Genomic DNA, 24,131 nt, shown 5'->3' with positions numbered 1-24,131 from the left:
AGTCGGAGGAACCCATGGCGACCAGCATCCGGACGAAGCAGGAGCCGAAGGTGGTCGTGGCCGACGCCGTGGCCCGGCTCCGACAGACCTTCGACCGCGGCACCACGAAGCCCGTCGCCTGGCGGCTCCGCCAGCTCCGTGCGCTGAAGCAACTGCTCCTCGAACGGGGCGGCGAGCTCGAGCGGGCGCTGGCGACCGACCTGGGCAAGAGCGGTACCGAGGCGCAGATCACCGAGATCGGCCTCCTCGTCGGCGAGATCGATCACACGCTGAAGCACCTGAAGCGCTGGGTGCGGCCCCGACGCGTCGCGGTGCCCCTCACCCTCGCTCCGGCGTCCGCTTCGGTCGTGGCGGAACCGGTCGGCGTCGTCCTCGTCATCGGCCCGTGGAACTATCCGGTCCAGCTCTGCATCGGTCCCGTCATCGGGGCGCTCGCCGCGGGTGACGCCGTCCTGCTGAAGCCGAGCGAGCTCGCCCCCGCCACGAGCGCCGCACTCGCGCGCCTCCTCCCGGAGTACCTCGACGACCGTGCCGTCGCGGTGGTCGAGGGCGATGCGGAGGTCGCCACCGCCCTCCTCGCCGAGCGGTTCGACCACATCTTCTACACGGGTGGAGCCGCCGTGGGCAAGGTCGTCGCCCGGGCCGCGGCGGAACATCTGACCCCGATCACCCTGGAACTCGGCGGGAAGTCGCCGGTGTACGTCGACGACACCGTTGACCTCGCGGACGCGGCCCGCCGGATCGTCTGGGGCAAGCTCATGAACGCCGGCCAGACCTGTGTCGCCCCCGACTACCTGCTCGCGACGCGCTCGGTCGCCGATCGGCTCGTCCCGTACCTGCGCGACGCGATCGCGGCGCTCTACGGCCCTAACCCCGCCGACAGTGCCGACTACGGCCGCATCATCTCCGACAAGCACTTCGCCCGGGTCAGCGGTCTGCTCGACGGTCTCGAACCGGCCCTGGGCGGAGGGGCCGACGCCTCGGAGCGGTACATCGCCCCGACGGTCGTGAACGGCGTCGACGCTTCGGCGTCGATCATGCAGGAGGAGATCTTCGGTCCGATCCTGCCGATCCTCCACGTGTCCGGCCTCGAACAGGCCATCGCGCACATCCGGGCGGGGGAGAAGCCGCTCGCGCTCTACGTCTTCAGCGACGACCGCGCGACGCGGAAGCGGTTCACGCGCGACACCTCCTCGGGCGCGTTGGCGTTCGGCGTGCCGGCCGCGCACCTCCTCGTGCCGGGTCTGCCGTTCGGCGGTGTCGGGGCCAGCGGAATGGGCGCGTATCACGGTCGCCATTCCTTCGACACGTTCAGTCACGCGAAGGCGGTGTTCTCCAAGCCGCTGTCCCCGGACACGCTGTCGCTCGTCTACCCGCCGTTCACCGAAGCGCGCGACCGGATCGCGCGACTGATCTCGAAGACCGGCAGCACCGACGACCGCCGCCCGTGGGGAGCCCGTCGGTGAGCAGCGAGCCCGTCGGCGACACCTCCGCTGAGCGCCTCGTCGACGCCATGCGGCAGATCCGCGACCGTTGCGTCTGGACGCAGGGCATCGACCACGAGATGCTCGTGCCGTACCTCATCGAGGAGAGCTACGAGCTCGTCGAAGCGGTCGAGGCCGGGACGCGCGACGAACTCGTCGAGGAACTCGGCGACGTGCTGTGGCAGGTCGTCTTCCATGCGGAGATCGCGTCCCGTGACGCCGATGCGCCGTTCGACTTCGACGACGTCGCCGAGGCCGTCACCCGCAAGATGGTCCACCGTCACCCACACGTGTTCGGCGACGAAGCAGCGCCGACCCCGGAGGACGTGGTGCGCGTCTGGAACGCTGCGAAGGCCGAGGAGAAGGCGAAGCGCAGCAGCGCGCTCGAGGGGATCCCGCAGGGGATGCCGTCGCTCGCCCTCGCCGACAAGGTGCTGGGCAGGGCCGTGCCGCTCGGGGTGGGCCCGACGGTCGACGCTGATGTCGTGGACGACGAGGACGCCCTGGGGGAGCAGCTCCTCGCCGTGGTCGCTGCAGCACGGGCGAACGGGCTCGACGCGGAACGGGCGCTCCGGGGTGCCGTCCGTCGGTTGAGCGTGCGAGTGCAGGACGCCGAGCGTCCGGTGGCGTCTCCGACCGACGGCTGAGCGAGGGGTCGCCGGGCGCCTGCTCACGGTGCCGGTTCCCCGCCATGCCAGAATTGAGGCATGGCAGCTCCAGTGAACCCGCCGCGCGGCATGCGCGATTTCCTCCCCGCCGACAAGGCCCGTCGGGAGCACGCGCTGGGCACCATCCGTCGGGTCTTCACCGCGCACGGTTTCGACGAGATCGAGACGCCGGTGGTCGAGGAGTACGACCGGCTGCACTCCGGGCTCGGCGGCGACAACGAGAAGATGGCGTTCAACATCCTCCGGCGCAAGCTCACCCCGGAGGCCATCGTGGCCGCGGCGGACAACCAGACCGAACTCACCGACCTCGGCCTGCGCTTCGACCTCACCGTGCCGCTCGCCCGGTTCTACGCGTCGCACCGGGCTGAGCTCCCGCCGGTGTTCCGTTCGATCCAGATCGCTCCGGTCTGGCGCGGCGAACGGCCGCAGCAGGGCCGGTACCGCCAGTTCGTGCAGTGCGACATCGACATCATCGGAGAGTCGTCGAACCTCGCCGAGACCGAGCTCATCATCGCGACCCTCGGTGCCCTCGCGGAGCTCGGCATCACCGGCTGCAGCGTGCGGATCAACGACCGCCGCCTCCTCATCGGCATGCTCGAGTCGCTGGGCTTCCCTGCCGACGAGCACGCGCAGGTGCTCATCACGATCGACAAGCTCGACAAGATCGGTCAGCAGGGCGTGGTCGCCGAACTGCGCGACCGTGGCGTCGACGCCACCGCCGTCGACGCACTCGAGGCCTTCTTCTCCCGTCCGCAGACGATGGAGTTCAACACCTTCGGCGAGCGGGCGATCCGGAAGGCGCTGCCGCTCGGTGCGGACGACGCCGTCGTCGCGGAGCTCGACGCACTCGGGAAGGCCGTCGCCGCGGCCACCTCCCTCCAGGGTCAGCCGGCCGACCCCTTCGCGAATCCGCTCGTGTTCGACCCCTTCCTGGTGCGGGGCATGGGGTACTACACGGGCGCCATCTTCGAGATCGCGCACCCCGACCTCGGGTACTCGCTCGGCGGCGGCGGTCGCTACGACGGCATGATCGGGCGCTTCCTCGGCCAGGACGTGCCGGCGGTCGGGTTCTCGATCGGCTTCGAGCGCATCGTCGACCTCATCGAGCTCCCCGCGGGCACGGCCGCGGATGCGGTCGTGCTCGTGCACGACCGCGACGTGCCTCCCGTGACGCTCGTGGCGTTGAAGGCCAAGCTCGTCGCCCAGGGGCGTCGGGTGCGCCTCGAAGCCCGCGTGAAGAACCTCAAGGCCCTCCTCGACCGCGTGTCGGCAGCCGGCTTCGGCGCCTTCGCGTTCGTCTCGGCCGACTCGACCCTCGAGTCGCTCGAGTTCAAAGCGCTCGACTGACGATTCCCGCACCTCGGCGCGCTTCCGAGCCGCTGCCCAGCTCGTCGGTGCAGGATGGAGCATTCGGCCGGATCCCCTCCCACGAGCGATCCGTCCGTTCTGCCCCCGATCGAAGAACTGGTTCCCCCGATGAGCGTCATGGCCCCTGCAGCGCGCCCTCGGCGCGCGCCGGAGTCGACCGGTCCCACGCGCCGCCGGGTGAGCCTCGTACGGCGCCGGGCGACCACGCTCGCGCTGGCCGTCGGTGTCCCGCTCGCCCTGCTGACGGCCGCTCACGCCCTCGTCCCCGACATCCTCGGCCTCGGACTCGTCTGGGACAACGCCCTGCCGTGGACGTGGGTCGTGCTGCCGGTGCTCTTCCTCGTCCTCCTCGTCGCCCGCACGCCGGGTGCCGTCCTCGGTCTCCTCGCGCCGACGCTCGTCTGGGCCTTCCTGTTCGGCCCCGGCGTCGTCCCCATGGGTGACGCACGTTCGGCGGTCCCGGCCGAGGCCTCCCTCACGGTCGCCAGCCAGAACCTCGGGCCGGAGGGCGACCCCGCGGTCATCGCGGCTTCCCTCCAGGCCAGTGGGGCGGATCTCATCGCGCTCCAGGAGATCGAGGACCACGACCGCGAACCGCTCGCCGCGACGCTCGACGAGCAGTACCCGTACTCCGTGCTCACGGGGACGGTGGGTCTCTGGAGCCGCTATCCGATCGCCGACTCGGTCGGGCTGAAGCTCGGCCTCGACTGGTACCGGGCGATCAACGCCGTCGTCGACACCCCGTCCGGAGCCGTGAGCGTCTACGTGATCCACGCCGACTCCGCGCGTCCGGGTGCCCACGCCGAACGGGACGTGATGCTCGCGGCGTTGGCCGACACCGTCGCGGCGAACACCCGTGATCGGATCGTCGTCATGGGTGACTTCAACGCCTCCGCCTCCGACCGGGCGCTCGCCGCACTCCAGAGCGAGGTGTCGGAGCCAAACCAGAGCGAGGGCGGCTTCGGACTCACCTGGCCGGCCGGGACACCGCTCATGCGACTCGACCACGTCTTCGTCCGCGGCATGACCGCGACCCACAACGCCGTCGGCGACGCCGAGGGCAGCGACCACCACGGCATCGTGTCGAGCTTCCGGCTCGACCGCTGACCGCGCGCCTCGGGCGACGATCCGCGGCTCTGCGCCCGTTCAGCCGATGTCACTAGACTGAGCGCGGGCGGCCGTCGTACCCGTCCCACGTCCCAATCCCCACAAGGAGAACATCAGTGGCACTCATCGAGGCAGTAGGCGCTCGCGAAATTCTCGACTCCCGAGGCAACCCGACCGTCGAGGTCGAGGTGCTCCTGGAAGACGGCACGGTCAGCCGTGCAGCAGTCCCGTCCGGCGCATCGACCGGTGCGTTCGAAGCGTACGAGCTGCGTGACGGCGATGCCGCGCGTTACCTCGGCAAGGGTGTCGAGAAGGCGGTCGACGCCGTCCTCGACGAGATCGGCCCGGCACTCGAGGGCATCGAGGCGGACGACCAGCGCCTCGTCGACCACACCATGATCGAGCTCGACGGCACCGAGAACAAGAGCCGCCTGGGCGCGAACGCGATCCTCGGTGCGAGCCTCGCGGTCGCCCGTGCCGCTGCGGACTCCGCAGACCTGTCGCTCTACCGCTACGTCGGCGGCGCCAACGCCCACGTCCTCCCGGTCCCGATGATGAACATCATCAACGGTGGCTCGCACGCCGACACCGGCGTCGACATCCAGGAGTTCATGATCCTCCCGATCGGCGCTCCGAGCTTCCGTGAGGCGCTCCGCTGGGGCACCGAGACGTACCACACGCTCAAGGGCCTGCTGAAGTCGAAGGGCTTCGCGACCGGCCTCGGCGACGAGGGTGGCTTCGCCCCCGACTTCGAGCACAACCGTGCGGCCCTCGACTTCATCGTCGAGGCCATCGAGCAGGCCGGCTTCACGGTCGGCACCGACATCGCGCTCGGCCTCGACGTCGCCTCCAGCGAGTTCTACAAGGAGGGCGCGTACCAGTTCGAGGGCAAGGCGCTCAACAGCACCGAGATGACCGCGTACTACGCCGACCTCGTCGCGAACTACCCGCTCATCACCATCGAGGACCCGCTGGCCGAGGACGACTGGGCGGGCTACGCCCACCTCACCCCCGAGCTCGGCTCCAAGGTCCAGATCGTCGGAGACGACCTGTTCGTCACGAACCCGAAGCGTCTCGCCGACGGCATCGCCAAGGGTGCGGCGAACTCGCTGCTCGTCAAGGTCAACCAGATCGGGACGCTCACCGAGACGCTCGACGCGGTCTCCCTCGCGCAGCGCTCCGGCTACACGACGATCCTGTCGCACCGCTCCGGCGAGACCGAGGACACCACGATCGCCGACCTCGCGGTCGCCACGAACGCGGGCCAGATCAAGACCGGTGCGCCTGCGCGCAGCGAGCGGGTCGCGAAGTACAATCAGTTGCTGAGGATCGAAGAGGAGCTGGGCCAGGCAGCCGTCTACGCCGGCCGCAGCGCCTTCCCCCGGTTCACCGCCTAAGCATCGTCACCTGAAGGCTCTCAGGGGTGCCGATCGGCACCCCTGAGAGCCTTCGTCGTGTGCGGGAGGCGCCTGTGAAGAAGCCATCGATGCCGGCCGGCGGCGAGTCGAAGTCCACGTCGTCCGGCAGCGGAGCAGCGTCCTCCTCGTCCTCCGGCTCGTCGAAGCAGCGACCGGCGTCGAAGCCCCGGTCGAGCTCCGCGGATGCCTCCGCCAAGCGCGCCTCATCGTCGTCCAAGCGCCCGGCGGGGGCCACCGCGAAGCCCGCACGCGCCGCAGGCACAGCCCCGCGGTCGACGACGAAGGCCTCGCGATCAGCGTCGGCCGGTTCCTCGGCGCCGCGCTCCCGGACCGGCTCGACACGCACCGCCCCGGCACGCCAGTCGGACGCCGGCGGCTGGTTGCGGAGTCTGCGACTGTCCGGGTTCAGCGTCCTGCTCCTCGGGATCCTCGTGCTCGGGGTCGTCGTCCTCGCGCCGAACCTCAAGACCTTCCTCGAGCAGCGGCAGCAGATCGCCGCGCTGGAGGCCGGTGTCGCCGACACCCAGAAGCAGGTGGACGCACAGCAGGCCGAACGCGAGCGCTGGAACGACCAGAGCTACGTCATGACGCAGGCGCGCGACCGCCTGTTCTACGCCCTGCCCGGCGAGGTCAGCTACATCATCATCAACGACGTCGACCCGGCCTCGTTGCCCACCACCGAGACACCCGTGAGCGACACGCTCGTCGACTCGCAATCCGACTGGCTCGACGGCCTGCTGTCCTCGCTCGTCGCCACCGGCTACTCGCCGGCCCCGGCCGCGACCGAGACCCCTGCTCCCACGCAGACGACGCCTCCCGCCGGCGGCTGACGTCCGGACGCAGTGGCGAACCCGGCGATAATGGAACCATGAGCACCCCTCCCTTCGGCCCCGTCTCCGAGCGCGACGTCGAGATCGTGTCGGCGCAACTGGGACGCCCGGCCCGAAACGTCGTCGGCATCGCGGCGCGCTGTGTCTGCGGCGCCCCGACCGTCGTCTCCACCGCTCCTCGCCTGGCCGACGGCACGCCGTTCCCCACGTTCTACTACCTGACCCACCCGGCCGCCACGGCCGCGGTCTCCTCGCTCGAGGCGACCCAAGTGATGAACGAGTACAACGAGCTCCTGGCCGAGGACGAAGCGGTCCGCGCCGACTACGCCACCGCACACACGGCCTACCTCGCCGACCGCACCTCCATCGCCGAGGTCGCCGAGATCGACGGGATCTCCGCCGGAGGTATGCCGGTGCGGGTCAAGTGCCTCCACGCGCTCGTCGGCCACGCCCTCGCGGCTGGTCCGGGCGTCAACCCCATCGGCGACCTCGCGCTCGACCGCGCGAGCTGGAGCCCCGAGGTGTGCGCATGCGCGGACGGCCAGGCGGGGCAGGGATAGGCCCCGCACGCGACGGGGGTCGCCTGTGGGGGAGTGACGGTCCGCGACGCGGAGACCGTCGTCGTCCGCACGGCCTCCGAGGTGCGCTGTCGGCGCTGTCCGTGGTGCTCCTGGCGTTCCTGCTCGTGGGGACGCAGGCGCTCCCGGCGTCGGCGGACACGGTGCGCGACATGCAGTACTGGCTCGGCGACTACGGCTTCACGATGGCGTGGGAGACGACGAAAGGCGCCGGTGTCACCGTCGCCGTGATCGACACCGGCATCGCGAGCGGTCCTGCGGAGTTGACCGGTGCGGTCGCGGGTGGCGTCGACGTCTCCGGGCTCGGGAGTCCCGACGGCCGGACACCGGTGGGCTCCGAGGGGAGCGAGCACGGGACGTTGGTCGCCTCGATGATCGCCGGACGTGGTCGCACGGGCGGTGCCGGGGTCATCGGTGTGGCGCCAGAAGCGCGCCTGCTCTCCGTCTCGGTCGGGTTCGGCTCCGACGGGTCGGCCGTCGTCCCCTGGGACGATCAGATCGCGACCGCCGTCCGGTGGGCGGTGGACAACGGCGCCGACGTCATCAACATGTCGCTGACGCGCAACAGCCTCGACTGGCCGACGAGCTGGGACGACGCCTTCCTCTACGCCTTCTCGCACGACGTCGTCGTGGTGGCTGCAGCGGGCAACCGGGGGAGCGGGACGGTCGAGGTCGGTGCTCCGGCGACGATCCCGGGTGTGCTGACCGTCGCCGGTGTGGACCGCGCGGGGTCGGCGAGCTTCGACGCCTCGAGCCAGGGCATCACGATCGCCGTCGCTGCGCCGAGCGAGCAACTCGTCGGGGTGACGCCCGCCGGGTCCTACGTGCAGTGGCAGGGGACGAGCGGGGCGGCACCGATCGTCTCCGGACTCGTGGCCCTCGTCCGCTCCGCCTGGCCGGAGCTCAGCGCCGCCGACGCCATCAAGCGCGTGACGGCAACGGCGAAACAGGTGGGCGACTCCGCACAGAGCCCCATCTACGGGGCAGGACTGATCGACGCCGCGAAGGCGGTCAGCGGTTCCGTCGGCCCGGCGGCGACCTCGCCGGAGCAGCAGCTGTCTGACTGGATCACGCTCTACCGACGGGCACCGCAGGTCCCCGATCCCGATCCGGGTGCCGAGCAGCCGTCGCCGACACCGGAGCCGGTACCCCCGGCGATCCCGGAGAACGAGGCCGTCGAGGTGCGCGCCAACCCGTTCCTCCCGACGCCGAGCACTCTGCTCTACGGCTCGCTGCCACTGGCGCTCCTCCTCGGAACTGGTAGCCTGGTCACGCTCGGTGTCATAGGCGCTACCAGGCATTTCAAGCGGGTGCTGCAGAAGTAGTACCCTGTTCCGATATTCTCAGACACTCATCTGAACCAATCGTCTTGACGTAGGAGATCGTTCGCCGTGCCCAAAATTCTGATCGTCGGTGGTGGTTACGCCGGGTTCTACACCGCATGGAAGCTCGAGAAGCAGCTTCGTCGTGGTGAGGCCGAAGTCACCATGGTCGACCCGCTGCCCTACATGACCTACCAGCCCTTCCTGCCGGAGGTCGCCGCCGGTTCCATCGAGCCGCGTCACGCGGTCGTCTCGCCGCGTCGCCACCTGAAGCACACCAACGTGATCACCGCCAAGGTCACGGGCATCAACCACGCCGAGAAGAAGGCGACCATCACGCCTGAGGTCGGTGAGCCCTGGGAGGTCGACTACGACATCATCGTCGTCACCGCCGGAGCCGTCTCCCGCACCTTCCCGATCCCCGGTGTCGCCGACACCGCGATCGGGCTCAAGACCATCGAAGAGGCCGTCGCGATCCGCGACCGCGTGCTCTCCAACTTCGACAAGGCCGCGAACCTGCCGGCCGGGCCCGAGCGCGACCGCCTCCTGACCTTCACGGTCGTCGGTGGCGGCTTCGCCGGTATCGAGGTCTTCGCCGAGCTGCGTTCGTTCGCGAGCTCGCTGCTGAAGTTCTACCCGCAGCTGTCCTTCGAGGACACGCACTTCCACCTCATCGAGGCCATGGGTCGCATCATGCCCGAGGTCAAGATCGAGACGAGCCACTGGGTCCTCAAGAACCTGGCCGAGCGCGGCGCGCTCGTGCACCTCGACACCCAGCTGCAGTCGGCTGTCGACGGCAAGATCGAGCTCTCGACCGGTGAGTCGTTCGAGTCCGACCTCATCGTCTGGACCGCCGGCGTCATGGCGAACCCGGGCGTCGTCCGCGGTGGCGACCTCCCCGTCGAGGAGCGCGGTCGCATCAAGACCCGCGCCGACCTCCGCGTCGGCACCGACGACGACATCGTCGAGGGTGCCTGGGCGGCCGGCGACGTCTCCGCCGTCCCCGACCTCAGTGGCGGTGGCGTCGGTGGCTTCTGCGTGCCGAACGCTCAGCACGCCGTCCGTCAGGGCAAGCTCCTCGCGAAGAACATCACCGCGGTCCTCCGTGGCGAGGAGCCGAAGAACTACTTCCACAAGAACATGGGTGCGGTCGCCGGTCTCGGCATCGGCGTCGGTGTCTTCCAGTCCGGCAACCTCGCGATCAAGGGCCTCCCGGCCTGGTTCGCGCACCGTGGGTACCACGGGCTGGCCATGCCGAGCTTCGAGCGCAAGTTCCGCGTGTTCGGTGGCTGGTGGAACAACTTCTGGCTGGGACGCGACATCGTCTCCCTGTCGGCCGTGCAGAACCCGCGTGAGGCCTTCGAGACCTTCGCGTCGCGCCCGAAGCCCCCGGCAGACGCTGCGGCCCCCGCAGCAGCTCCTGCGGCTCCCGCAGCGGCTGAGAAGCCCGCTCGCAAGGCTCCCGTGAAGCGCAAGCCGAAGGCCGCCCCGGCCGAGGCCGCGGCGCCCGCCGCCGAGGCACCTGCTGCCGCGGCTCCTGCTGCTGCTGGCGCCCCGACCGGTGCCGACGACGAGCAGGCCTACGCGACGCCCGCTGAGGAAGTCAGCGCGAACAAGTAGTCCGGTCCGGAGCCCAGCTCCGTTCCTCGAGAGGCGCATGTCATCCGGTCCGCCGGGGCATGCGCCTCTCGGCGTTCGACGCCTCGATACGATGAGGTGCACGCCCCCGTAGCCCAACTGGCAGAGGCAGGCGACTTAAAATCGCCGCAGTGTGGGTTCGAACCCCACCGGGGGTACTGCCCTGGGCCGCGAGATCACGCGGATCCGGGAGGAGTACATCGCGTCCATCAGCGATGTCTCCTCCGGCGTCATCGAGCTTGTCGTCCACGTCACCGCCGACCAGACCACCGATGATGAGGCGAAGCGGTTGTGGATCATGGTGTCGAGCCTCGTCGGAACCACCTGCCCTGAACTGCAGTCGGTGATGGTGCAGACGGCCGGCGATGTCACGAGCAACTGATGTCCAGCGGCTGTCCGAGGCGCGGCCAGCCAAGCTCACTGGACGCCTCAACGTGTCGACGTCGGCGGGCAGCACGCCGAACTGAGCAGAGTGGAACCTGGCAGGTCAAGGGCGTTTGCGTTGCAGCGACGAAGGAGTACCGTCTGGCTGGTGAATCTGGATGTGAGACGTCGAAACATCGCGCGGGGTCGCTCGTCGGTGAGGGTTCGGGTCGGTGCCATAGCCGTTCCCCTCGCCATGGTGGTGGTGTTGAGTGGCTGCTCGGGGGGTGCGGTCCCGGCGATCGGGGCGGCGGCGGTGCAGCTTGATTCCGCCGTGCAGACGGCATCCCTTGCGCTCCAGCAGGCGGACGCCGACATCACCTTCACGCCCGTCGCGGAGACGACGCTTGAGAACGCGATCACCGAGGTCGACGACGTCTCGACGCAGCTGAGCGAGACTCCGGTTCAGACCGGCCGCGAGCAGGATGCGAAGCGTGAGGCCACGGCCGTGCTGCAGGACGCCGTCGCAGTCCTCGACGACGCCCGCACGGCACTCCAGGCCGGCGACGACCTCCCCGACACCGTGGAGCAGCTGCAGCAGACGGCGAAGCAGACGGCCGAACTCCGCGAGCGGTGGGAGCCGTTCTCGTGAGCGGTGTGATGAAGCGTGTTCTCGGTGTCGCGCTCGGTGTCCTCACCGCGATCGGTGGCTTCCTCGACATCGGAGACCTCGTCACCAACGCGGTCGTCGGCTCGCGGTTCGGGCTGTCGCTCGCCTGGGTGGTGCTCGTCGGCGTCATCGGCATCTGCCTGTTCGCGCAGATGTCCGGGCGCGTCGCTGCGGTGAGTGGCCGGGCGACGTTCGAGATCATCCGGGAGCGCCTCGGGCCGAAAGCAGGGCTCGCCAACCTGAGCGCGTCGTTCCTCATCAACCTCCTCACGCTCACGGCCGAGATCGGCGGTATCGCCCTCGCTCTGCAGCTCGCGTCGAGCGTGTCTCCAGGCCTGTGGATCCCGGTCGCCGCGTTCGCCGTCTGGCTGGTGATCTGGAGGGTGAAGTTCTCGATCATGGAGAACGTCACCGGGCTCGTAGGTCTCTGCCTGATCGTGTTCGCCGTCGCCCTGTTCCTCCTCGGCCCGGACTGGTCGAAGCTCGCGGAGCAGGCGTTCGCGCCGTCCGTGCCGGGTTCGGAGTCGGCGGGCGCGTACTGGTACTACGCCGTCGCTCTCTTCGGAGCGGCGATGACACCTTACGAGGTGTTCTTCTTCTCCTCCGGTGCGGTCGAGGAGAAATGGACGAAGAGGGACATCGGGCAATCGCGCATCAACGTGCTCGTCGGGTTTCCCCTCGGCGGTGTGCTGTCGGTCGCGATCGCCGCCTGCGCCACCATCGTGCTGCTGCCCCGTGGGATCGAGGTGTCCTCGCTGTCGCAGATCGTCCTCCCGGTGGCGGAGGCCGGCGGCAAGCTCGCGGTCGCGTTCGTGATCGTCGGCATCGTCGCAGCGACGTTCGGCGCGGCCCTCGAGACGACCCTGTCGAGTGGCTACACGCTGGCGCAGTTCTTTGGCTGGTCGTGGGGCAAGTTCCGGAAGCCGGCGGAGGCGGCGCGGTTCCATGTCGCGATGATCGTCTGTCTGCTCGTCGGCCTCGCCGTTCTGGCGACCGGTGTCGACCCGATCCTCGTGACGGAGTATTCGGTGGTGTTCTCCGCGATCGCACTGCCGCTCACCTACTTACCGATCCTCATCGTGGCCAACGACGAGCAGTACATGGGCGATGCGCGCAACGGCAGGGTGACGAACGCGTTCGCGCTCGTCTATCTGGTGATCATCCTCGTCGCCTCGATCGCAGCCATCCCCCTGATGATCCTGACAGGAGCCGGAGCATGACCCGCCGATCCAAGCGCTTCGACGCACCATTGCCGGTGCTGGAACCGGCCGAACAGTACGCCGGACAGGTGCTCGACGCCCGGCTGCACCTCCTCGACCGGCAAGTACTCGACCGCGACGGTGTCCCGATGCAGGTCGTCGACGACCTCGAACTCAGTGACGTCCCCTTCGGCGAGTCGATCCCTTCGGAAACGCCGGCGCCGGTCATCGAGTCGATCCTCAGCGGCCCCGTCCTCGGCACACGAATATTCGGCGGACGTCCGCCCTCGAGTCGGTTCCATCGCGTGTCGTGGGACCGGATCGCGGAGATCGGCATCGCGATACACCTCGGCGTGGCAGGCTCGACGCTCGACGTGACGTGGGTCGAGCGTTGGGTGCGCGACCGCATCATCTCCCGCATTCCCGGAGGCCACCATGATCCTGAGTGACGTCCTGCGCTCGCGCGTCCTCGACGACGAGGGGCGGTCGGTCGGTATCGTCATTGACGCCCGGTTCGTGCTCGACGGCGTCCCGCATGGCCCGCTCGCCGACGCGCGCTTGGTCGGCTTCATCGTCAGTCCCCACACCGGTAGCTCGTTCCTCGGCTACGAGCGCCACGACGACGGCCGGCCGGCGCTCATCGCCCGCATCCTCCGCTGGCACCACCGAGGCTCGTTCCTCGTGCACTGGGAGGACATTGCGCGCCTCGACGATACACGCGTCATCCTCCGTCCAGGCTACCGACGGATCTCACCGGCGCTGCTCGGCACCCAGCGACGGTGAAGCCGCGGCAAGAGCCGTAACCGGGTGATGCCGTTCGAGCGCCAGGGGCGCTCAAGGTCGACCGAACAGTCCGAATCCGGTGTCGTGTCCGAGCAGGTGCTGCCCGGTGGGTCGTGAGCGGTCAAGGCCTTGGCGGTGCGTGTGGGCTGAAGTTAGCGTGCGAGGCATGGATCCGAAGGAGAACGCAGCACAGGGTGACGCGCTGATTGCGGTGCCGACGCCTCACGAGCTCGCCAGAGACGCGATGGACGGCTCCGCTATTCCCGTGGAGACCGTGGACAGTGCCGGCACGGAGAATCCGAGTGAGACACTAGCGGAACGCATAGCGGCCACCGCGCTGCAACGGGGTATTCATGTCGGTGTGGCCGAGTCTCTGACCAGTGGGGCGATCGCGGCGACGCTCGGCGCCGCGTCAGATGCAGGCGAGTGGTTCTCGGGTGGAATCGTGGCCTACCGACCCGAGGTGAAGTTCGACGTACTTGGTGTTCCGCCAGGCCCGGTCATCACAGCGACTGCCGCGCAGCGGATGGCGTCAGGGTGCGCGCGCGTGCTCGCAAGCACGGCGACTGTCGCGGTCACGGGCGCGGGGGGCCCGGGACCACAGGAAGGGCAGCGCGCCGGAACCGTGTTCATCGCCGTCCGTACTGAGCACGACGAAACCGTGCAGCAGTGCTGGTTCCCGGGCGATCCGAGAACGGTTGTGATGAAGACCGTCGAGGCCGCTCTGGAACTGCTGGCGACCACCCTGGAGAACGCCGCCTCCGGGGCGTCCCGCTCCGCTGAGTGAGCAGCCCGGCTTTTCCCACCGGACGATGCCGATGTCCGCATATGAGTTGGCGTACTTCTGCCCTGTGGGCGCTCTGGACTACACGATCCTCGTGTTCAGTCCACCTGAAGAGCTCGTAGCGGCGCGAGAGCCTCAGCGACGCTGCGGCTGGCAGCCATCGCGGTGACCGGACTCGACGTTGCGGAGCAGCGAGCCGTCGTCGGGGAGGGGGTTCCCGGGGTCGCTCGCGATGTGCCAGCCGTTCGCATTCTCGGCGATGTGCGTACACAGCAGACTGCCCCTTGCGACCCATCTCGTGATGGGCTGCAAGGGGCAGTTCTCCGGAGATCACCGCCACCCCGGCTTCCGCGGTGGCAGCGGTCCGAGGGTTTACGCGGTACGAGCGATGGCGCCTTCACCGTTGACGTGGATCGAGCGATAGAGGTCGAACTCACGCACGTTCCCCTTGACCGGGTCTCCGTAGAGGTTGACGGCGTAGGGCACCTCTTCGCCGGTCAAGACCTTGTAGTAGCCGGCGCCGACAACGGCGATCCCTCGTCCTTCGGCTTCGATGAGACGCATCGTTACTTCCTTTCGTGGTGGTGTTTCCGGGGTGGTGTCCGGGTTGTTGAGGCGATCGGTGATGAACGGGTACGGGTCGATGGTCGTGCCTGAGTAGTAGCCCCGGGCGGTGTCGCTGATCGTCAGATGAAGATGATTGCCGCGGCTGGCCGAACCGGTGTTTCCCACCTGACCGATGGTCCCTCCGCGAAGCACGGGGATGCCAGCCTGGACTCTGGAGCCGTCCAGGAGGTGCGAGTAGCCGGAGAACCAACCGTCGGGGTGCTCCACGACAATCGCATTACCAAGTTCCGCGGTGTATTCGCTGATGCGCACCACTCCTTCAGCAACACTGCCGACCGGGGTTCCACCGGGTTGCGGGAAGTCGAGCCCGCGATGAGGAGAGGTTCGGTCGATCATCGAACCCCAACCATCTGCCGTATCAGCGTTGGAGAACGGGAACTGGTACCGAAGCGCTGTTGCTGCGTGGGCAGGGGCTCCGTAGACCTGTGTCAAGAGCAGCGCGGCCAGTCCGGAGCCGCTGAGGAGGAGAGTGCGTCTGGAGATGCCGAAGAGGCGCTCTTCGATGGCATCGGCGTTTTCTGTCAAGCTCTGTCCAATCAGTGAGAGCCTTCAACGTATCGACTCCAAACGGTCGAATCAATACGGGCGACCGACTATTTCTTGAGTCCCTGTCATACCGCCACTCCCGTGGAAGGATGGACGCATGGCTACCCGCACGATCACGACGCTCGTCGACGACCTCGACGGTTCCGACATCCCTCGCGGGCTGGGGGAGACGGTCCGGTTCGGCATCGACGGCGAGAACTACGAGATCGACCTGACCGACGACAACGCGGCGGCACTGCGCGAGACCCTGGCGTCATACGTCGAGGCCGCACGACCCGTCATCGCATCGGCATCGCTCCGCCGCCTGCACTGAGCGGTCGCCCTCACGGCGGTCGTACCCCTCTGCACGTTCGCCCCGATCCTGCAAGGGTCCCTGCCGGGCTTGGGGGCGCGACTAGCGTGCTCAGCATGAGTACTCCGAGCGACCACGACCACGCCCTGAACGACGACGAGCAGACGAGCAAAGACCGCACGTACAGCCCCTCCAGCGAGGCGGAGACGGCGGCCAAGCAGGACGACGGGCAGCCCGTCGTCCGTGATCCCGACATCGCCTCCGGCATGATCAACGTCGCCCCCGGGACCGGTGGTCCGGACGACACCGGCGACGTCGACGTCGACCCGGGTGAGCTCCACATCCCTCGCGATCCCGACAGCGCGCACTGAGACAACGATGCCTCGGGCGTTGACCCCTGAACGGGGTTTACAAAACGCGCGACGCGAACGCGACACGGCGGTGTTGCGTCACGCAAGGTGCCTCCCGTCCGCTACCTTCGAGGTGGGGGCGTCACCCGTGAGCCGGTCCCGGAAGCCGCAAGCTTCTTGGTTGACCGGTTGCTAGACGCCTCAAGTGAGGGCGAGGTATTCGGGTTACCTCGCCCTCACGCTTGCCCGCCGCATCTTCCGGCCCGGCCGTACGTCCTCGACGGTAGGCTGAAACGATGCAGGAGATCACCCCAACCGAACTGAGCAAGCTCGAGCAGGCCGTCATCATCGATGTCCGCGAAGCCGACGAGGTCGCCGTCGCCAGCGTGCCCGGTGCCCGGCACCTGCCGATGTCGTCCTTCCTCGACCACCTCGACGAGGTGCCCCGCGAAGAGACCGTGTACGTCATGTGTCACTCCGGCGGCCGCAGTGCCCGCGTCACGGGCTACCTCGAACAGCAGGGCTATGACGCCGTGAACGTCACCGGGGGCATCTCCGAGTGGGCTGCCAGCGGCCTGCCGGTCGAGCGTCCTGCCGACGCCGGCTGATTCGTCCCCGACGAGCGGATCGCGATCGTCGCGCGCCGTGCCGTGCGGTGCGGGCGATCGGATCAGCGCCGCTTGCGTCTCGCGATCTCGTCCGCGAGCTGCTGCACCAGGGCGGGGTCCGCGTCGCGCGCGAGGGCGACGTAGTGGTCCATGACGTCCGGGCGGTAGCGCACGGGCAACGTCTGTCCGGGGGCGAGTCGAGTGAGCTCCGTGATCGTGAAGCTCTCGTCGGCGATCCCGCGGAATGAGCGGCCGTCGGCGGTCTCCACGTCGAGCATCAGGACCAGGCGTGGATTGTTGTTGACCTCCCGCCAATCGACGAGGACACCGAGCGCCAGCGTCCCCGTCCGCAGTTCGGCGTTCCGCTTGCGAGCATCTCCGCTGAGGACCGGATTCGGGGCGACGCCGGGGAATGCGGGCCCGACGCCCAGTGCTTCCCGACTCAGGTCAGGCCTGAGCTGCGCCATGAGATCGTCGAGCTTCCTCTTCGAACCGAACATCCCGCACCCTCCCGCACCTCGGCACCGGGTTCTCGACCCGGTGTGTGGCCTTCACCGAGATTGTAGGCCAGGGCCGTTCGCGACCGCCGTCGCCGGAGGAGTCTGGCCTAGCGCGCGTCGATGAGCGGCCGGAGGTGACGGTTCCAGGCCCACGTCCCAGCTCCGACCGCCGCGAAGGCGAGCGACCCCAGCAGGAGCCCGACGAGCGTGTCACCCGCACCCGGAACCGTCGCCGTCGGGCCCAGGAGTCCGAACAGCAGTGTGAATCCCACGAACGCGCTGCCGAGCCACACCGGCCTCGACCAGGCGAGGATGGCGCGTCCACCGAGCGGCCCGAGGGGGAGGAGTGCGATCGACGCGGATCCGATCCCCGCGATCGCGGTCAGGTTCACGGCCTCGACGAGCATCGCGCCCACGCCGCCGCTCGGCTCACCGGCCAGCGCCGACACGAGCCAGGCGACCGAACCGAGCCCGGCGGCCGCAGCGATCCGGGCCAGCGCGAGGCGACCCGCGATGCGTGGCGTGATGGCATCGGAATCGGTCTCCGTCGAGGATGTCGAGCCGGCTTCATGCGTTTCGGGTCTCCGTGTGGGTCGGAGTTCGGTCAGTAGCGCGAAGAGCAGAGCCGGCTGCACGGCCAGGAGGCGTGAGAGCGCGGTGACGACACCGACCGCCACCAGTCCGCCGACACGGACGCTGACGCGCATCGAGCCCAGCCTGGCTCGGCGGGCGACGACGAGCTGCGCGAGGAGGCCCACGACGTTGATCGCGACGACGGCGATGAGTGAGGCGAACCACAGCCGGAGGTACGCCGGCTGACCGGTCACTGGGTGCGCGAACATGAGGATGCCTGCCGCGAGCACGGCGGTGACGACGGCCATCGCCGTGCGATTCGGGAGCGGGACCGACGGGACCCGCTCGAACTCGTCCCTCGGTCGGTTGCGCCCGGTCACCGCTGCACGACGACGGTCGGCGATCGTGGCGCGCCAGGGGGCGATGGAGGTAGCGAGGAGTCGGGCCGGGATCGCGATGAGCGCCACCGCCGCGAGGGCGAGGAGTGCGGCGAGCCACCAGACCGGCTGGCCGCGGCCGTCGATGGTGGAGGCGAGGGTTTGCGTGAACGGCGTCGTCCCCGACCAGAGTCCGCCACCACCGGTGGGTGGAGCGGCGCCTGGTGCCGGTTCGCCGCTCGGCGACGGGGTCGGCTGCTGCGTCCCCGGAGCGGGTGTCCCCGGCGCGGGCGCGGGCTCGGTGCCGTCGGACGGCGATGGTGAGGCGGACGGTGCCGGCGTGGCGGGCGCGGCCGATGCGTCGCCGAACGTCAGGGTGATCGCCGTACTCGCCCCGCTCGTGTTGCCCGCGGCATCCTGTTGGATCGCGAGGACGACGTGCGCGCCCGCCGGTACGCCCCCGCCCGAGCAACTCCACCCGCCACCGGTGACGACCGCCGTGCAGACCGACGTCGAGTCGGCGAAGACGGTGACGGTCGCGCCCTCCTCGCCGGTGCCGGCGTAGCTTGCCGCCGAGGTCGGCATCGCCTGTCCGGCCGACGGTGAGGACATGACAGGCGGGGCCGGAGCGTCGCGGTCGATGGTGAGCACGACCGGGGCGGACGCGTCGGAGCGCTGATTGCCGCTGAACGAAGCCTGCTGCGTCGCCGATACGGAGACGTCGCCGGCCGGCAGCGGCTCGCCCAGCACGCAGAACCAGCTTCCGGAGCTGTCCGCCGCGAAACTGCAGGTGGCACCGGAGTCGGCGCGGACCGTCACCGTCGCTCCGGGGTGGGCGGTGCCGCGGACGCCGCCGTTGCTCGGCGTCCCCTCGGTGATGGTGGGCGGGCCGAGCGCGGACACGGAGATCTGCGCGGAGAGCGTCTCCGGGCCGCCGACCTCGACGGCGGTGATGAGCAGTCCGCCGCCGTCGGGCAGGTCGATCGAGCAGGACCACTCGGTGCTGTCGTCCTGCGGCAGGATGCAGACCGGCTCGAGACCGTCGCCGACCTGCAGCTGGACCCCCGTGCCGGCGTCTTTCGTCCCGGTGACCGTGGTGCTGCCGCTGCCGATGAAGGAACCGGAATCGGGGCTCGTGATGGTCGGCCCCTCGAGCGGCGGTGGTGTCGGCGTCGCAGCGCTCTCGCTCGGGGTGGGGAGCGGTTCGGGCGTCGCCGATGCAGGGCCCGCGACGGTCGTCGTCCAGAGTCCGGCCGAGAGGAAGACGGCGAGGAGGATCGCGACGCGTCCGATCGAGCGATTCGATCGGACTCCTGTTCCTGCGCGCGCGTGTTCCCCGGTCACCGTCTCCATTCCCCCAAGATCACCGCGGGAAGTCAACCTCCCGCGCCAGATCGGGTCACATTCTCGGCCGATCCGCACGGGAAAACCGTCGCGACAGGTGCGCTCGGGCCGGCGGTCCGCCATACTTGCGCGACTGGGTCATCCGTCCCAGTCGAGTCGACCGCGATGGAGCGGCACGACCCGTGGGCGCCCCGGGAAGGGTTGCGATGCCGAGGATCTCCGTTGTCGACCGACGAGCCGAGCTGATCAGCGCCGCCCTCCGCGTCGTCGCAGCCGAGGGCGTCGCCGCCGCCACGACCAGGGCCATCGTGGCCGAGGCCGGGATGTCGCTCGCCAGCTTCCACTACGCCTTCTCGTCCCGCGACGAGCTCCTCGCCGAACTGGTGGCACACGTCGTCGAGCATGAACGCGTCGTCCTCGACGTCGGCGAGCTGCTGACGGACGAGGAGGCCAGTCAGGAGCATCCGCCCACCCTCGAGGCCGTCGTCCGTGCCGGCCTCGAACGCTACGTCGACCTCCTCCGCGCCGATCCGGCTCGGGAGGCGGCGATGCAGGAGCTCAGCGCCTACGCGATGCGGACGCCCGGCCTCGAGCACCTCGCGCTCGAGCAGTACCGACGGTACGAGGAGCTCGCGTGTGAGGCGCTCGCGCTCGCCGCTACGGTCAGCGGCAGCACCTGGACGCAGCCCGTCGACGAGATCGCACGGACCGTCATCGCCTTCACCGACGGCCTGACACTCGGCTGGCTGGTGCGACGCGACGATGTCGAAGCCCGGCGACTCGTCGGGACGGTGGCGCACCTCGTCGCGACCCTCGCCGAACCGGGGCAGAGATGAGCGGCCTCGGCACCGCGGCCGTCGACCACCCGGCCGACCGACGGGTCACCGGGCGCTGGGTCGCCGCCTTCGCGGTCGCCTGGCTGGGCGTCTGGATGGCCCAGCTCGCCCCGTTGCAGCTCCTCTTGCCCGCGCAGATCGACGCGACGCTCGCTCCCGAACACTGGGTGGACAGCGTCGTCGCATTCGGTGTCGTCGCCGGGGCGGCCGGACTCTGCTCCATCGTCGTGTATCCGCTGACGGGCGCCCTGTCCGACCGCACACTGTCGCGGTTCGGGAGACGCCGACCGTGGATCGCAGCTGGTGCGCTCGTCTTCGCCCTGGGGCTCGTCCTCCTCGGACTCCAGACCGGCATCGTCGGCATCGGCGTCTGCTGGTGCCTCGCCATCATCGGCTTCTGCATCCTGGGAGCGGCGCTCACCGCGACCATCTCCGATCAGGTGCCCGTGGGGCAGCGCGGCTTCGTCTCGGGGTGGATCTCCGCTCCGCAGGCTGTCGGGGTCATCCTCGGCATCGCCCTCCTGCTCCTGCTCGGCACCCAGATGGTCGTGGGGTACCTGGCGCTCGCCGTCCTCCTGATCGTGCTCGTCGTGCCCTTCCTCCGGCTGCCTGATCCACTCCCGACGGGCGATAGACCCGTGCCACTCACCGTGCACGCGCTCCTGGAGAGCCTCTGGATCTCACCGCGACGCCATCCCGACTTCGCCTGGACCATGCTCAGCCGCGTCCTCGTGAACCTCGGCAACGCCTTCAGCACCTCGCTGCTGTTCTACTTCCTGCTCTTCGGGCTGGGGGACGCCGACGCCGAGAGCGACCTCCTGCTGGTCACGGTCGTCTACACGGTGTTCGTGGTCGGGTCCTCGATCCTGCTCGGCCGACTGTCCGACCGCATCGGCCGACGACGAGTCTTCGTCGTCGCGGCCTCCGCCTCACAGGCGCTCGCCGCACTCCTGCTCGCCATCTGGCCCTCGCTGCCGATGGGGTTCGTGTCGGCGGCGCTCATCGGGCTCGGCTACGGCTGTTTCATGTCGGTCGACCAGGCGCTCGCGACGCAGGTCCTGCCGGACCCGGCGTCGCACGGCAAGGACCTCGGCATCATGAACATCGCCCAGGCGGTGCCGCAGGCGGTCGCTCCGCTCATCGGCGCCTGCCTCGTCGCCTGGCTCGGCGGATTCGCCGGCCTGTATCTCGTCTCCGCGGCCTGCGCCGTCGCAGGGGCGGTCGCCGTCACCCGAGTACGAGGAGTGCGCTGATGAGCATCGAACTGACCGCAGGCGGCCGGGTGTCCGACCCGATGCCCTGGCTCGACCCGAGACGGTACTGGGGCGGTATCGAGCGGGCCGTGTCGGACGTCGACTCGCCCGTCGCCGTCCTGCAGCTCGGAGCCCTCCGCCACAACACGCACGACATGCTCCGACGGGCCGCGGGGAAACCGATCCGCGTCGCCAGCAAATCCATCCGTGTCCGAGCGGTGATCGACGCGCTCCTCAGACAACCCGGATACGCCGGCGTGCTGGCCTACTCCCTGTCCGAGGCGCTCTGGTTGTCCGAGACGGTGGACGACATCGTGGTCGGCTACCCGACGGCGGAGCGGGGTGCCATCGCGCGGCTGGCAGCCGACGAACGGGCGGCCTCGCGGATCACCCTGATGATCGACTCCCTCGACCACCTCGACCTCGTCGACGCGGTGACACCTCCGGAGCGACGTGCACGCATCCGCGTGTGCATCGAGCTCGACGCCTCGTTCCGCGCGCCCGCCCTCGGCCACGTCGGTGTCCGCCGCTCGCCCCTGCGCACGCCGGACGAGGTCCGGGCTCTCGCGGAGGCGGTCGTCGCCCGACCCGGTTTCAGCCTGGTCGGGATCATGGCCTACGAGGCGCAGATCGCCGGGCAGGGGGACGACCTCGCGGGTCGACCGGCGTGGTCGGCTGCGCTCCGCGCGATCCAGCGGCGCTCGTGGGCCGAACTCCGGGAACGTCGTGCCGCCGTGGTCGCGGAGGTGCGAGCGGTCGCGGAGCTGGAGTTCGTCAACGGCGGCGGGACGGGATCCCTGGAGCTCACCGCGTCCGACGACTCGGTGACCGAGATCGCCGCCGGGAGTGGCGTCTTCGGCGGACACCTCTTCGACCACTACCGGGCGTTCACCCCGGCACCGGCCGCGGCATTCGGTCTGTCGGTCGTCCGGAAGCCGTCGCCGGAGCTCGCGACGATCCTCGGCGGCGGATGGGTCGCCTCCGGTCCGCCAGGGCTCGACCGCCTCCCGCTCATCGCGTGGCCGGAGGGCCTCGAGATGCTCCCGCGGGAGATGGCCGGCGAGGTGCAGACGCCGGTCTCCGGGGCTGCGGCTGCGTCGCTCCGGCTCGGTGACCGCGTCTGGTTGCGGCACACGAAGTCCGGGGAGCTCAGCGAACGGGTGGACGCCTTCCACGTGGTCGGGGACGACGGGGTGGAAGCCGTCCTACCGACGTACCGCGGCGAAGGGCAGGGGTTCGTCTGATGGGGAAGACGACATCGTGGACGAACTGGGCGCGGACCGAGCGGGCATGGCCCGTGCGGGTCGAGCGGCCCGACGCGGTCGGCGCGGTGCAGCGCCTCGTGCGTGCTGCAGCGGGGGCGGGCCTTCCGATCAAGGCGGTCGGAGCCGGACACAGCTTCACCGGGATCGCCGTCGCGCCCGGTGTGCTGCTCGAGCTCGACGCCCTGAGCGGTCTGGTCCGGGTCGATCGGGAACGCAACCGCGTGACCCTCCGCGCCGGTACGCGCCTCCATGACATCCCGCGCCTCCTCGAACCGTACGGTCTCGCCATGCCGAACCTCGGCGACATCGACCGGCAGACTGTCGCCGGCGCGATCTCCACCGGCACCCACGGGACCGGGATGGCGTTCGGCGGCATCGCGACGCAGGTCGTCGGGGTGACGATGGTGACGGCGGACGGCGAGCTGCTGACGTCGGACGCCGAGCAGGAGCCAGAGCTCCTGCCGGCGCTGGCGCTCGGGCTCGGCGCGCTCGGGATCCTCGTCGAGGTCACGCTGCAGTGCGTCCCGGCGTTCGTCCTGCACGCGGTGGAGCGGCCGGAGCCGCTCGACGAGCTGCTGCCCGCGCTGCTCGACCGGGCCGCCGCCGTCGACCACTTCGAGTTCTACTGGTTCCCGCACACCGCGACCGCCCTCACCAAGACGAACCACCGGCTGCCGGGTGACGCGCCCACCAGGCCACTCCGCCCGGTCGCGAAGTGGGTCGACGACACACTCCTCGCCAACGGGGTCTACCGGGTCCTCTGCAACACGGGCGTCGTCGCGCCGGCCATCGTCCCGCGCGTGAACCGGCTCGCGGACCGCCTCGTCGGCGACCGTGAGTTCACCGATCGGTCGACGCGGGTGTTCACCACCAGCCGCACGGTGCGGTTCGTGGAGATGGAGTACGCGGTGCCGCTCGAGCACCTCCCGACCGCGTTCGCCCGGATCCGCGCGCTCATCGAGGAGCGGGGGTGGCGGATCTCCTTCCCCATCGAGGTCCGGGTCGCAGCGGCCGACGAGCTGTGGCTCTCCACGGCATCAGGACGAGCGACCGGCTACGTCGCCGTGCACCGCTTCTTCCGCGAGGACCCGGGGGAGTACTTCCGCGCCGTCGAGGCGATCATGATCGAGTTGGGCGGCCGGCCCCACTGGGGCAAACTGCACGGCCGTGACGCCTCGTCCCTGCGTGGCGCCTATCCTCGCTTCGACGAGTTCGTCCGCCTCCGCGACCGCCTCGACCCCGGCCGCCTGTTCGGCAACCGGTACCTCGCCCGCGTCCTCGGCGAGTGACGGCCCGCCGGGTGTCCGGTGCGTCCGCGCTGCACGCCTGCTGCGTGCTTCCTCCGAAC

26 protein-coding genes and 1 tRNA gene are annotated in these 24,131 nt (G+C 69.6%); 23 read left to right on the top strand and 4 right to left on the bottom strand.

The features are described from left to right. Window positions 1-14: 14 nt before the first annotated feature. From IFU30_RS11815 to eno, 5 genes are all read left to right on the top strand, one after another. Window positions 15-1,466, top strand: a complete 1,452-nt coding sequence (locus tag IFU30_RS11815) for an aldehyde dehydrogenase family protein (RefSeq protein ID WP_192005277.1) — start codon at window positions 15-17, stop codon at window positions 1,464-1,466. Further along, window positions 1,463-2,131, top strand: coding sequence for a MazG family protein (locus IFU30_RS11810; RefSeq protein WP_229938703.1), 669 nt, complete (start codon window positions 1,463-1,465; stop codon window positions 2,129-2,131). Before IFU30_RS11815 ends, IFU30_RS11810 begins: the two co-directional genes overlap by 4 nt. 60 nt (window positions 2,132-2,191) lie before the next feature. Then, window positions 2,192-3,499, top strand: coding sequence for a histidine--tRNA ligase (gene hisS, locus IFU30_RS11805; protein ID WP_192005276.1), 1,308 nt, complete (start codon window positions 2,192-2,194; stop codon window positions 3,497-3,499). 198 nt (window positions 3,500-3,697) lie between these two features. Beyond that, window positions 3,698-4,627 carry an endonuclease/exonuclease/phosphatase family protein gene (locus IFU30_RS11800; protein WP_192005275.1) on the top strand — a complete coding sequence of 310 codons (930 nt, stop codon included), beginning with the start codon at window positions 3,698-3,700 and terminating at the stop codon, window positions 4,625-4,627. 116 nt (window positions 4,628-4,743) lie between these two features. Then, window positions 4,744-6,024: a phosphopyruvate hydratase gene (gene eno, locus IFU30_RS11795; protein ID WP_056007454.1), complete on the top strand. Its 1,281-nt coding sequence runs from the start codon at window positions 4,744-4,746 to the stop codon at window positions 6,022-6,024. Here eno and IFU30_RS11790 read toward each other — a convergent pair. After that, complete coding sequence (locus IFU30_RS11790) at window positions 6,014-6,391, bottom strand: hypothetical protein (protein ID WP_192005274.1); 378 nt, start codon at window positions 6,389-6,391, stop codon at window positions 6,014-6,016. The genes eno and IFU30_RS11790 overlap by 11 nt on opposite strands. A 34-nt stretch (window positions 6,392-6,425) precedes the next feature. On the opposite strand from IFU30_RS11790, the gene IFU30_RS11785 reads away from it, so the two are divergent. From IFU30_RS11785 to IFU30_RS11735, 11 genes are all read left to right on the top strand, one after another. Then, window positions 6,426-6,875 (top strand): septum formation initiator family protein, encoded by a 450-nt coding sequence (locus IFU30_RS11785; protein ID WP_192005273.1) that lies wholly within the window; start codon window positions 6,426-6,428, stop codon window positions 6,873-6,875. A gap of 38 nt (window positions 6,876-6,913) precedes the next feature. Then, entirely contained in the window at window positions 6,914-7,435 is a 522-nt protein-coding gene (locus tag IFU30_RS11780) for a DUF501 domain-containing protein (protein WP_124768964.1), read from the top strand. 101 nt (window positions 7,436-7,536) lie between these two features. Then, entirely contained in the window at window positions 7,537-8,778 is a 1,242-nt protein-coding gene (locus IFU30_RS11775) for a S8 family serine peptidase (protein WP_342450854.1), read from the top strand. 66 nt (window positions 8,779-8,844) lie between these two features. Then, window positions 8,845-10,395 (top strand): FAD-dependent oxidoreductase, encoded by a 1,551-nt coding sequence (locus tag IFU30_RS11770; RefSeq protein WP_192005271.1) that lies wholly within the window; start codon window positions 8,845-8,847, stop codon window positions 10,393-10,395. A 102-nt stretch (window positions 10,396-10,497) separates the two neighbouring features. After that, window positions 10,498-10,571, top strand: a tRNA-Leu gene (locus tag IFU30_RS11765). Then, window positions 10,547-10,795, top strand: a complete 249-nt coding sequence (locus IFU30_RS11760; protein ID WP_192005270.1) for a hypothetical protein — start codon at window positions 10,547-10,549, stop codon at window positions 10,793-10,795. The genes IFU30_RS11765 and IFU30_RS11760 overlap by 25 nt, the downstream gene beginning before the upstream one ends. Window positions 10,796-11,092: 297 nt before the next feature. Further along, window positions 11,093-11,428, top strand: a complete 336-nt coding sequence (locus IFU30_RS11755) for a hypothetical protein (protein ID WP_192005269.1) — start codon at window positions 11,093-11,095, stop codon at window positions 11,426-11,428. 8 nt (window positions 11,429-11,436) lie between these two features. Further along, on the top strand, window positions 11,437-12,666 hold the full coding sequence (locus IFU30_RS11750; protein WP_192005268.1) for an NRAMP family divalent metal transporter: 1,230 nt from the start codon (window positions 11,437-11,439) through the stop codon (window positions 12,664-12,666). Beyond that, a complete protein-coding gene (locus IFU30_RS11745; protein ID WP_249404755.1) occupies window positions 12,663-13,094 on the top strand; it encodes a hypothetical protein in 432 nt (143 codons plus the stop codon). The genes IFU30_RS11750 and IFU30_RS11745 overlap by 4 nt, the downstream gene beginning before the upstream one ends. Beyond that, complete coding sequence (locus tag IFU30_RS11740; protein WP_192005267.1) at window positions 13,081-13,428, top strand: PRC-barrel domain containing protein; 348 nt, start codon at window positions 13,081-13,083, stop codon at window positions 13,426-13,428. The genes IFU30_RS11745 and IFU30_RS11740 overlap by 14 nt, the downstream gene beginning before the upstream one ends. Before the next feature lie 166 nt (window positions 13,429-13,594). Continuing rightward, window positions 13,595-14,215, top strand: coding sequence for a CinA family protein (locus tag IFU30_RS11735; RefSeq protein WP_249404754.1), 621 nt, complete (start codon window positions 13,595-13,597; stop codon window positions 14,213-14,215). A gap of 369 nt (window positions 14,216-14,584) precedes the next feature. On the opposite strand, the gene IFU30_RS11730 is transcribed toward IFU30_RS11735, so the two are convergent. Next, complete coding sequence (locus tag IFU30_RS11730; RefSeq protein ID WP_192005266.1) at window positions 14,585-15,364, bottom strand: M23 family metallopeptidase; 780 nt, start codon at window positions 15,362-15,364, stop codon at window positions 14,585-14,587. A gap of 118 nt (window positions 15,365-15,482) precedes the next feature. Here IFU30_RS11730 and IFU30_RS11725 point away from each other — a divergent pair, with 118 nt between their 5' ends. The 3 genes from IFU30_RS11725 to IFU30_RS11715 all read left to right on the top strand — a co-directional run bounded on the left by IFU30_RS11725 (window position 15,483) and on the right by IFU30_RS11715 (window position 16,635). Next, window positions 15,483-15,698, top strand: a complete 216-nt coding sequence (locus IFU30_RS11725; protein WP_064296464.1) for a histone-like nucleoid-structuring protein Lsr2 — start codon at window positions 15,483-15,485, stop codon at window positions 15,696-15,698. 95 nt (window positions 15,699-15,793) lie between these two features. Continuing rightward, window positions 15,794-16,048, top strand: coding sequence for a hypothetical protein (locus tag IFU30_RS11720; RefSeq protein ID WP_138946673.1), 255 nt, complete (start codon window positions 15,794-15,796; stop codon window positions 16,046-16,048). 275 nt (window positions 16,049-16,323) lie between these two features. Then, the gene (locus IFU30_RS11715) at window positions 16,324-16,635 is read left to right on the top strand and encodes a rhodanese-like domain-containing protein (RefSeq protein WP_064296463.1); all 312 of its coding nucleotides are present in this window, start codon (window positions 16,324-16,326) and stop codon (window positions 16,633-16,635) included. A 62-nt stretch (window positions 16,636-16,697) separates the two neighbouring features. Here IFU30_RS11715 and IFU30_RS11710 read toward each other — a convergent pair whose 3' ends face one another. Together IFU30_RS11710 and IFU30_RS11705 are read right to left on the bottom strand one after the other, a co-directional pair. After that, a complete protein-coding gene (locus IFU30_RS11710) occupies window positions 16,698-17,135 on the bottom strand; it encodes a hypothetical protein (RefSeq protein ID WP_192005265.1) in 438 nt (145 codons plus the stop codon). A 107-nt stretch (window positions 17,136-17,242) separates the two neighbouring features. After that, complete coding sequence (locus IFU30_RS11705) at window positions 17,243-19,429, bottom strand: hypothetical protein (protein ID WP_192005264.1); 2,187 nt, start codon at window positions 19,427-19,429, stop codon at window positions 17,243-17,245. A gap of 206 nt (window positions 19,430-19,635) precedes the next feature. On the opposite strand from IFU30_RS11705, the gene IFU30_RS11700 reads away from it, so the two are divergent. The 4 genes from IFU30_RS11700 to IFU30_RS11685 are packed head-to-tail and all read left to right on the top strand — an operon-like array spanning window position 19,636 to window position 24,072. Further along, on the top strand, window positions 19,636-20,265 hold the full coding sequence (locus IFU30_RS11700) for a TetR/AcrR family transcriptional regulator (RefSeq protein ID WP_192005263.1): 630 nt from the start codon (window positions 19,636-19,638) through the stop codon (window positions 20,263-20,265). Beyond that, the gene (locus IFU30_RS11695; RefSeq protein WP_192005262.1) at window positions 20,262-21,518 is read left to right on the top strand and encodes an MFS transporter; all 1,257 of its coding nucleotides are present in this window, start codon (window positions 20,262-20,264) and stop codon (window positions 21,516-21,518) included. The genes IFU30_RS11700 and IFU30_RS11695 overlap by 4 nt, the downstream gene beginning before the upstream one ends. Further along, window positions 21,518-22,762, top strand: a complete 1,245-nt coding sequence (locus IFU30_RS11690; RefSeq protein ID WP_124768974.1) for an alanine racemase — start codon at window positions 21,518-21,520, stop codon at window positions 22,760-22,762. The genes IFU30_RS11695 and IFU30_RS11690 overlap by 1 nt, the downstream gene beginning before the upstream one ends. Then, window positions 22,762-24,072, top strand: coding sequence for a D-arabinono-1,4-lactone oxidase (locus IFU30_RS11685; protein WP_192005261.1), 1,311 nt, complete (start codon window positions 22,762-22,764; stop codon window positions 24,070-24,072). Before IFU30_RS11690 ends, IFU30_RS11685 begins: the two co-directional genes overlap by 1 nt. Window positions 24,073-24,131 lie beyond the last annotated feature (59 nt).

It is taken from the genome of Plantibacter sp. CFBP 8798, assembly GCF_014841195.1.
Lineage (GTDB): Bacteria > Actinomycetota > Actinomycetes > Actinomycetales > Microbacteriaceae > Plantibacter > Plantibacter auratus.
The sequence above is the reverse complement of the archived record's forward strand: the minus strand, read 5'-3'. Positions and strand labels throughout refer to the sequence as shown.

Excerpts from the sequence above, each read along its gene's own strand:
- IFU30_RS11740 (WP_192005267.1), top strand. The coding sequence starts at position 13,081 with ATGATCCTGAGTGACGTCCTGCGCTCGCGCGTCCTCGACGACGAGGGG.
- IFU30_RS11815 (WP_192005277.1), top strand. The coding sequence starts at position 15 with ATGGCGACCAGCATCCGGACGAAGCAGGAGCCGAAGGTGGTCGTGGCC.
- IFU30_RS11720 (WP_138946673.1), top strand. The coding sequence starts at position 15,794 with ATGAGTACTCCGAGCGACCACGACCACGCCCTGAACGACGACGAGCAG.
- hisS (WP_192005276.1), top strand. The coding sequence starts at position 2,192 with ATGGCAGCTCCAGTGAACCCGCCGCGCGGCATGCGCGATTTCCTCCCC.
- IFU30_RS11690 (WP_124768974.1), top strand. The coding sequence starts at position 21,518 with ATGAGCATCGAACTGACCGCAGGCGGCCGGGTGTCCGACCCGATGCCC.
- IFU30_RS11725 (WP_064296464.1), top strand. The coding sequence starts at position 15,483 with ATGGCTACCCGCACGATCACGACGCTCGTCGACGACCTCGACGGTTCC.
- IFU30_RS11700 (WP_192005263.1), top strand. The coding sequence starts at position 19,636 with ATGCCGAGGATCTCCGTTGTCGACCGACGAGCCGAGCTGATCAGCGCC.
- IFU30_RS11695 (WP_192005262.1), top strand. The coding sequence starts at position 20,262 with ATGAGCGGCCTCGGCACCGCGGCCGTCGACCACCCGGCCGACCGACGG.
- IFU30_RS11750 (WP_192005268.1), top strand. The coding sequence starts at position 11,437 with ATGAAGCGTGTTCTCGGTGTCGCGCTCGGTGTCCTCACCGCGATCGGT.
- IFU30_RS11715 (WP_064296463.1), top strand. The coding sequence starts at position 16,324 with ATGCAGGAGATCACCCCAACCGAACTGAGCAAGCTCGAGCAGGCCGTC.
- IFU30_RS11710 (WP_192005265.1), bottom strand. The coding sequence starts at position 17,135 with ATGTTCGGTTCGAAGAGGAAGCTCGACGATCTCATGGCGCAGCTCAGG.
- IFU30_RS11685 (WP_192005261.1), top strand. The coding sequence starts at position 22,762 with ATGGGGAAGACGACATCGTGGACGAACTGGGCGCGGACCGAGCGGGCA.
- IFU30_RS11780 (WP_124768964.1), top strand. The coding sequence starts at position 6,914 with ATGAGCACCCCTCCCTTCGGCCCCGTCTCCGAGCGCGACGTCGAGATC.
- IFU30_RS11745 (WP_249404755.1), top strand. The coding sequence starts at position 12,663 with ATGACCCGCCGATCCAAGCGCTTCGACGCACCATTGCCGGTGCTGGAA.
- IFU30_RS11735 (WP_249404754.1), top strand. The coding sequence starts at position 13,595 with ATGGATCCGAAGGAGAACGCAGCACAGGGTGACGCGCTGATTGCGGTG.